Annotated in this window: 7 protein-coding genes and 1 pseudogene; 5 read left to right on the top strand and 3 right to left on the bottom strand. The window is 75.0% G+C overall.

The features are described from left to right. Positions 1-7 precede the first annotated feature (7 nt). From ACN27B_RS18070 to ACN27B_RS18080, 3 genes are all read left to right on the top strand, one after another. Positions 8-1,168 carry an anhydro-N-acetylmuramic acid kinase gene (locus ACN27B_RS18070; protein ID WP_422741053.1) on the top strand — a complete coding sequence of 387 codons (1,161 nt, stop codon included), beginning with the start codon at positions 8-10 and terminating at the stop codon, positions 1,166-1,168. A 48-nt stretch (positions 1,169-1,216) separates the two neighbouring features. Then, positions 1,217-3,163: a 1-deoxy-D-xylulose-5-phosphate synthase gene (gene dxs, locus ACN27B_RS18075; RefSeq protein ID WP_422741054.1), complete on the top strand. Its 1,947-nt coding sequence runs from the start codon at positions 1,217-1,219 to the stop codon at positions 3,161-3,163. A 95-nt stretch (positions 3,164-3,258) separates the two neighbouring features. Further along, positions 3,259-3,756 (top strand): GNAT family N-acetyltransferase, encoded by a 498-nt coding sequence (locus ACN27B_RS18080; RefSeq protein ID WP_422741055.1) that lies wholly within the window; start codon positions 3,259-3,261, stop codon positions 3,754-3,756. A gap of 84 nt (positions 3,757-3,840) precedes the next feature. On the opposite strand, the pseudogene uppS reads toward ACN27B_RS18080, so the two are convergent. Both uppS and ACN27B_RS18090 read right to left on the bottom strand, forming a co-directional pair. Beyond that, positions 3,841-4,539, bottom strand: a pseudogene (gene uppS, locus ACN27B_RS18085) (polyprenyl diphosphate synthase); the annotation flags it as partial. A gap of 37 nt (positions 4,540-4,576) precedes the next feature. After that, on the bottom strand, positions 4,577-5,770 hold the full coding sequence (locus ACN27B_RS18090; RefSeq protein ID WP_422741056.1) for a hypothetical protein: 1,194 nt from the start codon (positions 5,768-5,770) through the stop codon (positions 4,577-4,579). Between the two features lie 144 nt (positions 5,771-5,914). Here ACN27B_RS18090 and ACN27B_RS18095 point away from each other — a divergent pair, with 144 nt between their 5' ends. Then, positions 5,915-7,855: a hypothetical protein gene (locus ACN27B_RS18095; protein WP_422741057.1), complete on the top strand. Its 1,941-nt coding sequence runs from the start codon at positions 5,915-5,917 to the stop codon at positions 7,853-7,855. Beyond that, complete coding sequence (locus ACN27B_RS18100; RefSeq protein WP_422741058.1) at positions 7,813-9,600, top strand: hypothetical protein; 1,788 nt, start codon at positions 7,813-7,815, stop codon at positions 9,598-9,600. The genes ACN27B_RS18095 and ACN27B_RS18100 overlap by 43 nt, the downstream gene beginning before the upstream one ends. A 91-nt stretch (positions 9,601-9,691) precedes the next feature. Here the strand turns inward: ACN27B_RS18100 and ACN27B_RS18105 are convergent, their stop codons facing one another. Continuing rightward, positions 9,692-11,545 (bottom strand): hypothetical protein, encoded by a 1,854-nt coding sequence (locus ACN27B_RS18105; RefSeq protein WP_172968010.1) that lies wholly within the window; start codon positions 11,543-11,545, stop codon positions 9,692-9,694. Positions 11,546-11,576 lie beyond the last annotated feature (31 nt).

Raw genomic sequence — 11,576 nt, forward strand, 5'->3', positions numbered from 1 at the left:
CCCTTCCTTGCGCATCGTCGGGCTGATGTCGGGCACCTCGTACGACGGGGTGGACGTGGCGGCGGGCGAGTTCACCCTCGACGGGGACACGTTGCGCCTGCGTCCGCTCGGGCACCGCGAGCTGGCCTACCCGGACGACCTGCGGGCGCAGATCGGCGCGCTGCTGCCGCCGGCCGCGACCACGATCGAGGCGGTGTGCCGGCTGGACAACCGGCTCGGTGAGGTGTTCGCCGAGGCGGCTGCCGTCGGCATCGAGCTGGCCGGGGGCGCCGTCGACGCGGTCGTCTCGCACGGCCAGACCGTCTTCCACTGGGTCGAGGCGGGCCGGGTGCGCGGCACCCTCCAGCTCGGCGCGCCGGCCCGGGTCGCCGCCCGGGTGGGCGTACCCGTGCTGCACGACCTGCGCTCGGCGGACGTGGCGGCCGGCGGGCAGGGGGCGCCGCTGGTCCCGGCGTTCGACGCGCTGCTGCTCGACGGGAGCGCCGGGGCCCGCGCGGCGCTGAACCTGGGCGGCATCGCGAACCTCACCGTGGTCGCGCCCGGGGCGCCGGTCCTCGGGTACGACGTGGGCCCGGCCAACGCGCTGCTGGACGCCGCTGCCCGCCGCTTCCTCGACCGCCCCTGCGACATCGACGGGGCGCGGGCCGCCGCCGGCCGGGCGCACCCGGCGCTGCTGGCCCGGCTGCTCGCCGAGCCCTACTACGCCGCGCCGCCGCCCAAGTCGACGGGCAAGGAGCTGTTCCACGGCGGGTACCTGGACGCCGCGCTGGCCGCCCTGGGCGAGCCGGTGGCCGCCGACGACGTGCTGGCCACGCTCACCGAGCTGACCGCCCGCACGGTCGCCGACGCCTGCGACCGGCACGGGGTGACCGAGGTGGTCGCAGCCGGCGGGGGAGTGCGCAATCCCACACTCCGGGCCCGGCTGGCCGCGCTGGGCGCCGGGCGGTGGCGGCTGCGCACCACCGACGAGCTGGGCGTGCCGGCCCAGGCCAAGGAGGCGTACGCGTTCGCGCTGCTGGGGTGGCTGAGCTGGCACGGGCTGCCCGGCGCGGTCCCGTCGGTCACCGGCGCCTCCCGGGCCGCCGTGCTCGGCTCCTGGACCCCCGCCGGCCCGCCGTTCGGGGTGGCCCGGGCGACGCCGCCGCGCCGGCTGGTGGTCGCCGCCTGATCCACGGCTCGGCTGCGGACTGTGGCGCGGCCGATAGACTCTCCGGTCATGAGTGTTGAAGAGGGCACGGCCAACCACGGTCGGCTGCTGGGCACCGTCCGCGGCCCGCAGGACGTGAAGCGGATGACCGCCGAGCAGCTGGACATCCTCGCCGCCGAGATCCGTGACTTCCTGATCGCGAAGGTCTCCCGCACCGGCGGGCACATCGGTCCGAACCTCGGTGTGGTCGAGCTGACCCTGGCGATGCACCGGGTCTTCGACTCCCCGCGCGACCGGCTCCTCTTCGACACCGGTCACCAGGCGTACGTACACAAGATCCTCACCGGCCGGCAGGAGGGCTTCGACAAGCTCCGCCAGCGCGGTGGCCTCTCCGGCTACCCCAGCCAGGCGGAGAGCGAGCACGACCTGATCGAGAACTCGCACGCCTCCACCGCCCTGTCCTACGCCGACGGCCTGGCCAAGGCGTACGCGCTGCGCGGCGAGAAGCGGGCCGTGGTGGCCGTGGTCGGCGACGGCGCGCTCACCGGCGGCATGTGCTGGGAGGCGCTGAACAACATCGCCACCGCCGGCAACCCGCTGGTCATCGTGGTCAACGACAACGGCCGGTCCTACTCGCCGACCATCGGCGGCCTCGCCGACCACCTGTCGTCGCTGCGGCTCAACCCCGGCTACGAGAAGGTGCTCGACACGGTCAAGGACGCGCTGGGCAACACCCCGTTCGTCGGCAAGCCGATGTTCGAGGTGCTGCACGCGGTCAAGAAGGGCATCAAGGACGCGGTCGCCCCGCAGGCGATGTTCGAGGACCTGGGCATCAAGTACGTCGGCCCGGTCGACGGCCACGACGTGCCGGCGGTCGAGGCGGCGCTGCGCGCGGCGAAGAACTTCGGCGGCCCGGTGATCGTGCACGCGGTCACCCGCAAGGGCTACGGCTACCGCCCGGCCGAGGACGACGAGGCGGACTGCCTGCACGGCCCCGGCGGCGCCTTCGACGTCGAGACCGGCCAGCTGGTCGCCGCGCCGTCGGTGAAGTGGACCCACGTCTTCGCCAACGAGCTGGTGAGCATCGCCGACGAGCGTCCGGACGTGGTCGGCATCACCGCCGCCATGGCCGAGCCCACCGGCATCGCCACGCTGGCCCGCAAGTACCCGGAGCGGGTCTACGACGTGGGCATCGCCGAGCAGCACGCGGCCACCTCCGCCGCCGGCCTGGCCATGGGCGGCCTGCACCCGGTGGTCGCGGTCTACGCCACCTTCCTCAACCGGGCCTTCGACCAGGTCCTGCTGGACGTGGCCATGCACAAGCTGCCGGTCACGTTCGTGCTGGACCGGGCCGGCATCACCGGCCCCGACGGGCCGAGCCACTACGGCGTCTGGGACATGTCGGTCTTCGGCGTGGTGCCCGGCCTGCGCATCGCCGCGCCCCGCGACTCGGCCACGCTGCGCGAGGAGCTGCGCGAGGCGATCGCCGTGGACGACGGCCCGACCATCCTGCGCTTCCCGACCGGCACCGTCGCCGCCGACCTGCCGGCCGTGCGTCGGGTCGGCCCGGTGGACGTGCTGGCCGAGTCGGCGCGTACCGACGTGCTGCTGGTCGCGGTCGGCTCCTTCGGCGCCCTGGGCATGGAGGTCGCCAGCCGGGTCGCCGAGCAGGGCTACGGCGTCACCGTGGTCGACCCGCGCTGGGTCCGCCCGGTCCCGGCCGAGCTGGTCGAGCTGGCCGCCGGGCACCGCCTCGTGGTCACCGTCGAGGACGGCGTCCGGGTCGGTGGCGTCGGCTCCGCGCTGGCCCAGGCGATGCGTGACGCCGACGTCCGGGTGCCGGTCAAGGACCTGGGCGTACCGGCCGACTGGCACCCGCACGGCACCCGCGCGCAGATCCTGGCCGACCTGCGGCTGACCGCGCAGGACGTGGCGCGTGACGTCACCGGCTGGATCTCCGGCCTGGACGCCGCGCCGGTCGACCCGGCCACCGACGGGGCCACGGCGCAGAACTGATCCGGATACGGTGCTCGGGCGGTCCCGCTTCCCGCGGGGCCGCCCGAGCGCCGTTCCGGGGCTTCCCGGGGCCGTCTGCCTGAATGGGGTGTGCCGTGGACGTGCGTGAGGCCGCGCCGGCCGACCTGGACGACATCGTCGACCTGCACACCCGGGCCCGCGTCGCCTACTACGGCGCGGGCGGGCTGCCCACCGGGGAGATCGTCGACCCGGAGCTGGCCCGGGAACAGCGGGACGGCTGGACGGCGGCCATCGCCGCGCCGCACAAGCACGTCCGCTGCGCCGTGGTCGACGGGCGGGTGGTCGGTCTCCTGGCCATGGGCCCGCCGCACTCGTCCGAGGTGGACGCCGCGCAGCTCTACCAGATCCACGTCGACCCGGACTGTTGGGGCCGTGGCGTCGGCAGCACGTTGCACGGGCTGTTCCTGCGCCACCTGGAGACCGAGGGGCTGGCGGTGGGGGTGCTGGAGGTGTGGGAGCGCAACACCCGGGCCCGCGCCTTCTACACCCGGCACGGCTGGCGCCCCGACGGCACCACCCGTCCCGGCCCCGCCGACGCCCCCTACCTGGGCATGCGCCTCCACCACCCCTGACCCCGCCTCGAGGCACGGTGGGGGGCGGGCGGTGCGGGTGGCGTAGGTGCGCAGGGCCCGGAGGAAGTCCACCTCACGGAAGCCGGGCCAGTACACGTCGCAGAAGTACAGCTCCGAGTGGACGGCCTGCCAGAGCAGGAAGCCGGACATCCGCCGTTCCCCGCTGGTCCGGATGACGAGGTCGGGGGCCGGTCGGTCGCCGGTGTAGAGGTGCGCGCCGATGGCGTCGGCGGTGAGGCGGTCCGCCACGTCGGTGAGGGTGGCCCCGGCCTCCGCCTCGTGGTGCAGCAGGCGCCGGACCGCGTCGGCGATCTCGGTACGACCGTCGTAGCCGATCGCGACGGTCAGGTCGAAGCCGCCGGCCCGGTCCCGGGTGTCGTCCTCGGCCAGCTTCAACGCGTACCGGGTCGAGTCGGGCAGGACGTCGGTCCGGCCGGCCACGTGCAGCCGCCACGGGCTGTCCGGTCGCCGCAGCGGCTCGGCGATGACCTCCTCGACCAACCGCATCAGGTGCGCCACCTCGGCGGAGCCGCGCTTGCGTACGTTGTCGACCGAGGCGACGAACAGGGTGATCTGCCGGATGCCCAGCTCGGCGCACCAGCCGGCCACCTCGTGCAGGTGCGCCGCGCCGTACCGGTGGCCCACCGAGGGATCGTCGAACCCCATCTGCCGCGCCCAGCGACGGTTGCCGTCCATCACCATCGCGACGTGCCGGGGCAGCGTCGCGTCGACGAGTCCGGCCCGTAGGCGACGGGCGTAGAGCCGACGGATCATCTCGACCATGGCGTCTCCTCCGACGCGGGCGCGCGGTTGCTCGCCGTCAGCGGGGGGCGGACAGGGAGCGGTACCAGGTCTTCTCGGTGCCGGCCAGGCTGAACGTCTGCTTGGCGTCGGTCTGCTCGACCACCACCAGGCCGGGTCGGTCGACCAGGCGGGTGGTGCCGGGCGGGGCGGCGAACGACGCGTCCCGGGTACGCCAGGTCAGCACCGCGAGCGGCTGCCCGGGCACCGGCAGGTGGTAGGCCTGCAGCGTGGTGGACCGGTCGGCGGGGGAGACCACCGGGGTGCCGCCGCCGGCCGGGCGGTAGACCACCGCGGTCATGGTGCCGGTGGCCGTCTCCCAGCTCAGCTGCTCCAGGTCGCCCGGCTCCCCACCGCCCAGGGCCACCTCGCCCAGCGACCGGGTCGCGATCTTCGCCATCGGCCAGGACTCGGGCGCCGAACGGGGCGCCTCGCGGTCACCGAGGCGGCGGGGGAGGCTGCCGAACGGGCCCCGCTCACCGGCCAGCGCGCAGGTGTCCAGCCCGGCGAGGGCCCGCTTGCCGGCGCCGCTCTCGTCGCGCACCAGCGGGTAGCGGGGCGCCTCGGTGGCCGTACCCAGGTCGAGGACGCGGTCCGCGGCCCGGCCGCGCGGCAGCGACGGGGTGGGTCGCAGCGTCGCGGTCAGCTCGACCGCCCGGCAGGCCGGCACGGCGACCGGGTCGGTCACGCCGTCGGCGCCGCCCAGCACCCGGCCGTCGGGGCCGAGCAGGCGTTCGACCCGGGCGGAGGTGAGGTAGCGGCGGCCCTCGGCCTGGCGCACCGGCAGCACGTCGGAGTAGACCAGGTAGCCGGGGTCGGTGTACTCGGTGGCGTGCGCCACCCGCCAGCGCTGCCCGTCCCGGTCGAGTTGCAGCAGCCAGGAGGCGGCCTCGCCGGGCACGTCCGCGGCGACCAGCGCCAGCGCGGAACCGGCGACCTGGCCGGAGAAGAGGATGCCGGAGGAGGGCACGTGCACCCGGTCGTCCACCGGGGACCGCCAGTCCCGCACCGCCTCGGTGATCCCGGCGGTGGCGGCGGCGTCGCGGGCCAGGCTGCCGCGCGGCGGCCAGACCGCCAGCGTGCCGTCCAGGCTGTCGTAGCCGACCCGCAGGTCCTTCGGCTGCCGGTCGGCGACCGGTCCGCAACCGACCGTGACCAGCAGCAGCGCGGCCAGCGCGGTGCCCGTCGTAGCGCCTCGGCGGGCTGAAACCACCCTGATCCCCTCGCCGGTCGTCGGTCGGAAGCCCACATGGTACGAGACGACCGGTCGCCCGGCCGAGCCCGGCTCACCCGTTCGTCGCGGAACGTGACGCGCGATTCGTGCGCCAATATCCGGCTCCGGTAGACTCCGCCGACTGTGACGCCTGCCGAGACCCGCGGCGCCTCGACGCCGGCCGCCGACGCCCCGACGGGACCCCGCTCCGTCACCCTCGACCGGCCTCCGGTCACCCGGCCGGACCCGCCGGCCCCGGCCGACCCGTCGGCCCCCGCCGATGCGCCGCCCCCCGCCGACCCGGCGGACGGGGCCGCGCCCGCCGCGCGTCGCCGGTGGCGGTGGCGCTGGACGCGCCGCCGGATCGACCTCGTCGTGTACGGCGGTTTCCTGCTCGCCGCGATCTGGGTGACCAGCGGCATCTGGGCCGACCCCGCCGGCCGGGTGGCCGCGCTCTACAGCAGCGACCCGGCGCAGGTGCAGTTCTTCCTCGCCCACTCGGTGCGGGTGGTGCTGCACGGCGAGTTCCCGTTCTTCACCGAGCAGTTCAACTACCCCGACGGGGTCAACCTGATGGCGAACACCGCCATCCTGGCGCTCGGCATCCCGATGGTGCCGGTGACCCTCCTGTTCGGACCGGCGGTCTCCTTCGTCACGCTGGTCACGCTCGGCCTGGCCGGCACCGCCGCCGCCTGGTACCGGGTGCTCTCCCGGCACCTGGTGCGCCACCGGCCGGCCGCCGCCGTCGGCGCCTGGTTCTGCGGGTTCTCACCGGCCATGCTGTCGCACGCCAACTGGCACCCGAACATCATCAGCCAGTTTCTGCTGCCGTTCATCGTCTGGCGGGTGCTGGTGCTGACCCGGTCGACCCGCCCGGTCCGCGACGGCGCGCTGCTCGCGCTCCTGGTCACCGCGCAGGCGTTCATCAACGAGGAGATCCTGCTCTTCACCGCCATGGCGCTGGGCGTGTTCCTGCTCGCCGTGCTGGCGCAGCAGCGTGCGCGGTGGGCCGCCGCGTGGCGGCCGCTCGGCGCCGGACTCGCGGTCTGCGCGCTGCTCGCCGGCGCGCTGCTGGCGTACCCGCTCTGGGTGCAGTTCGCCGGGCCGATGGCGTACCACGGGCTCAGCGACACGGTGCGTGACTACGGCAACGACATCGCCGCGTTCTTCGCCCCCGGCTCGCCCACCTTCGGCGGCAACGAGCGGGCCAACGTCAACCTCGCCCCGAACTACTCGGAGGAGAACGCCTTCTTCGGCTGGAGCCTGTCGCTGCTCGCCGTGGGCATCGTGGTCTGGCTGCGCCGGGACGTGGTGGTCCGGGCGCTGGCCGCGACCGGGCTGTTCTTCGCCGTGCTCTCGCTCGGCGAGCGGATCTCCTGGTGGGACCGGGAGCTGGTCACCGGGCCGTGGGAGCTGCTGGTGCGGCTGCCGCTGCTGGACGCCGTGGTGCCGACCCGGTTCGGCATGATCACCGGCGTGACGGTCGCGGTGCTGCTCGCGTACGCGGTGCGCAGCGCCTGGGTGCTGCGGGGCGTGGACCGGCGCACCGCCCGCACGCTGACCGCCGCCGGCCTGGTCTTCGCGCTGCTGCCGATCGCGCCGATGCCGCTGCGGGTCACCACCCGACCGCCGGTGCCGGAGTTCATCACCGCCGACCGGTGGCGGCAGTACGTCGGGCCGGACCAGACGCTGGTCTCCGTGCCGGTGCCGGCGATGGGCAACACCGACCCGATGCGCTGGGCGGCCAGCACCGACCTCGACTTCAAGATCCCCGGCGGCTACTTCCTCGCCCCGCGCAACGGCGTCACCGGCGACCCGGGCCGCTTCGGCGGCCGGCCCAGCGGCATCGGGGACCTGCTGGAGGAGGTGGCGTCCACCGGGCGTACGCCGAAGCTCGACGACCGGCAGCGCCGCCGCTTCCTCGACGAGCTGCGGCACTGGAACGCGGCGGTGGTGGTGCTGCCGCTGAACGAGCAGAACGCCGAGCCGCTGCGCCGGACCGTGGAGCAGCTGGTCGGCCCCGGCCGGCAGGAGCTGGACGTGTGGTTGTGGGACGTCCGGACACTGACCAGCCGCTCCGTCTGACCGCGGCGGACCGCTCCGGCCGCCCGCCCCGGCGCCGGTGGCGGCCCCGCCCGGTCGACGCGCTCGTGGTGGCCGGCTACCTCGGCCTGGCCGTGCTGCTCACCACCGACCAGTGGCGCCGGCCGGAACGGCTGTTCCACCAGGCCGGCGACCAGATGCTGTTCGAGTGGATGCTGGCCCGGGCGGCCCGCGCGGTGACCGGCGGGGAGAACCCGCTGTGGAGCGCCGCGCTGAACGCCCCGGACGGCGTGAACCTGATGGCGAACACCTCGGTGCTCGGGCTGGGCGTGCCGCTCACCCCGGTCACCGTGGCGTTCGGCTCCCAGGTGGCGTTCCTCGTCGCGGTGACGCTCAGCCTCGCCGGCACGGCCGCCGCCTGGTACGCGCTGCTCGCCCGCCGGCTGGTCCGCTCCCGGGCCGCCGCCGCGGTGGGTGGCCTGGTCTGCGGCTTCGCCCCCGGCATGGTGGCCCAGGCCGGCGCGCACCTGCACATGGCCGCCCAGTTCCTGGTGCCGGTGATCCTGGCGCTGGTGTTCCGGCCGGCCACCGACCGGGTCCGCCGCGACGGCGTGCTGCTCGGGCTGGCGGTCGCCTACCAGGTCTTCCTCGGCGAGGAGGTGCTGGTGTTCCTGGCCCTCGCGGCCGGGGTGCTCGCCGGGGCGTACGCGCTGGCCGACCGGGCCGCCGCCCGCCGGCTGGTCCCGGTGGTGGCCCGCCGGCTGGGCATCGGCGCGCTGGTCGCCGGCGTGCTGCTGGCGTACCCGCTGTGGTTCCAGTTCTTCGGGCCGGGCCACTACAGCGGGATGCCGTTCCACACCCTGGGGTACCGGCTGGACCTGGCCTCGTTCACCGCGACCGCGCGGCAGACCGTCGCCGGGGACGCCCACCGCGCCGGGCTGCTGTCGCCGAACCCGACCGAGCAGAACTCGTTCTTCGGGCCGTTCCTGCCGCTGCTGGCGCTGCTCGTGGTGGTGCGGCTGTGGCGCCGACCGCTGGTGCGCGCGCTCGCCGCGTGCGGGCTGCTGTTCGCGCTGCTGTCGCTCGGCGCGAGCGTGGTGCTGAACCGGCACGACACCGGGGTGCCCGGCCCCTACCGCCTGCTCACCGGGGTGCCGCTGCTCGACCTGGTGGTGCCGGCGCGGTTCGCCCTGGTGTGCGTACCGGTGTGCGGGGTGCTGCTGGCGTTGGCCGTGGACCGGGTCCGGCGCTCCGGCACGCGCGCCTGGGCGCCGTGGGCCGGCGCGGTCGCCGCCGCGCTGCTGCCGCTCACCCCGACGCCGATCCGCACGGTGCCGGTGACGCCGGTGCCGGCCGTGGTGTCCGGCGGCGGCTGGCAGGCGTACGTCCCGCCGGGCCGGACGTTGGTGCCGGTGCCGCCGGTGACCGGGGCGGCGGTCAGCCCGGCCATGTTCTGGTCGGCGCGCACCGGGCTGGCGTTCGACGCGCCCGGCGGCTACTTCATCGGTCCGCGCTCGGCGACCGACCCGACCGCCCGCTGGGGCGCGCCGGACCGACCCACCTCGCTGCTGCTGCGCCGGGCCGCCGAGACCGGCCAGGTGCCGCCGGTCGGCGACGTGGAGCGCCGGCAGGCGGTCGAGGACCTGCGGCACTGGCGGGCGGCGGCGCTGGTGCAGGCCGACTCGTCGCCGACCGACCCGGTGCGCGCCACCGTGGACGCCCTGGTCGGCCCGGGCCGGGACGTGCCCGGCGGGCACCTGTGGGACGTCCGCCCCCTGCTCGGCTGACGCACCCGGTGCAAGGAGGGGCCCCCTCTTAACGCGCCTGTGTTAAGAGGGGGCCCTTCCTCTACCGAATACGTTAAGAAGGGGCCCTTCCTTACACGCGGTCGCGCACGTCCCAGAGCCAGACGTCGTCGACCCGCTGGGCGGGGCCGAGCAGCGCCGTCATCAGGTCGCGCAGCACCGCCTCGCGCGGGTTCGCCCCGAGCACCACCACCGACGCCCGCCAGAAGCGCAGGTCCTCGACGGCCTGCCGGCGGTTCTCCTCGGTGATCTCCGGGACCCGGTCGGCGTCCATGGTGGAGTAGATCAACGTGCTGGTGGGGCGGTTCGGGGCGCCGAAGACGCCCTCGCCCCGCTCGTTCGGGCCGATGAAGTAGCCGCCCGGGATCGGGAACTCCTGCCCGGTCAGCGCGCTCCAGCGCAGCGTCGGCAGCCCGTGCACGTTGCTCGGGATCGGCACCGGGACGAGAGTTCGGCCGTCCGGCACGTAGGGGCGCCAGCCGCCCGAGGTGACGAAGTGCGGCGGCGGGTCGATCTGCTGCGCCGGCAGCGGGCGCGGGAACAGCGGCAGCAGGGCGGCCACGATCGCGGCGTACCCGACCAGGCGCAGCCCGCGCCGCCGACGGGGCCCGGCGCCCGGCGCGGAGGTCTCGTCGCCGGCACGCGGGGCGGGCACCGGCGACCGGCCGGCGCGGGCCAGGGCGTCCCAGGCCAGCGCCAGCAGCACGCCGACCGCGCCGACCACCACCAGGCTCAGTCGGGTCGGCATCATCATCTCGACCAGCGGCAGGTCGTCCGGCACGTACGCCCACGGGCCGTCGACCCCGGTCTCCACCCCGTCGAAGCGCACCTTCGGCCCGATCGAGGCGACCGTGAACACGACCACCAGCACGGCCAGGATCCGGGCCGGCACCGACCGGCGCACCAACAGCGCCAGCGCGACCAGCCCGACCAGCACCAGCGGCCAGCCGAACCAGGTGTTCTGCTCGGTCAGCCCGATGGTCTTCTCCACCGCCTCGTCCCCGGCGACGGTGTCCCGGGCGAAGGTGACGAAGGCCATCAGGTCCTCGCCCCAGTTGTGGAAGACCCCGCCCTGCAGGCCGCGGTAGGACTGCGGGCCGTTGAACTGGAACCAGATCGGGTACGCGGTGAGCAGCAGCGCCACAGCGCCACCGACCCCGATCGCGGCCAGGAACGCGCCCGCCCGCTCCCGCGTGGCGCGCGGGCGTTGCACCGCGTACGCCACCACGACGACCAGGCAGGCCAGCGCGGTGAGCAGCAGCATCTCCTCGTTGATGAAGATCTGGTACGCCACCAGCAGCCCGAGCGCCACGCCGTTGCGCCGCCAGCGGCCCGGCTCGCCGAGGCGCAGCACCCGGGAGACGATCAGCGGGAGCAGGAAGTTCGACACGAAGTTGGGCTGCCCGTTGGCGTGGTGCACGATCCCCGGGGCGAAGCCGAGGAACGCCCCGCCGACGAAGGCCGCGCCGCGGGAGCGGACCAGGTGCCGCGACAGCGTCCAGTACGACGTGGCGGCGGTCGCCGACAACGCCGCGCCGAGGTAGAGCGCGTACATCACCTGCGGGCCGAGCAGCATGGTCAGCGGCGCCAGCGGCAGCGTCACCCCGAGCAGCGAGGTGTTCGCCATCATGTTCACCCCGTCCGGCGCGTTCTGCCGGGCGGTGAACAGCGGGTTCTCCAGGTGTCGCACCGAGTAGGCGCCGTGCGCGAACAGCCACTCGAACCAGCTGTGGTCGGTCGGCAGGTGCGAGGAGACCCGGTGCTGCACGTCGCCCCAGTAGTTGAGGCAGACGAGAACACCGAGCAGCGCATAGGCTCCGATGGCCAGCACGTCGGCACGGGCCGGTCGGCGACGCGGCCGACGCGGCGGGTCGGACACGCCGGTGTCGACCTCGACGGACGAGGAGTTCAGCGAGGGGTCCACCACCGGCACGGCCACGACGGGCCATCGTACAGGC

This window comes from Micromonospora sp. WMMD754, from assembly GCF_049315235.1.
In the GTDB taxonomy this organism is placed as follows: Bacteria; Actinomycetota; Actinomycetes; order Mycobacteriales; family Micromonosporaceae; genus Micromonospora; species Micromonospora sediminicola.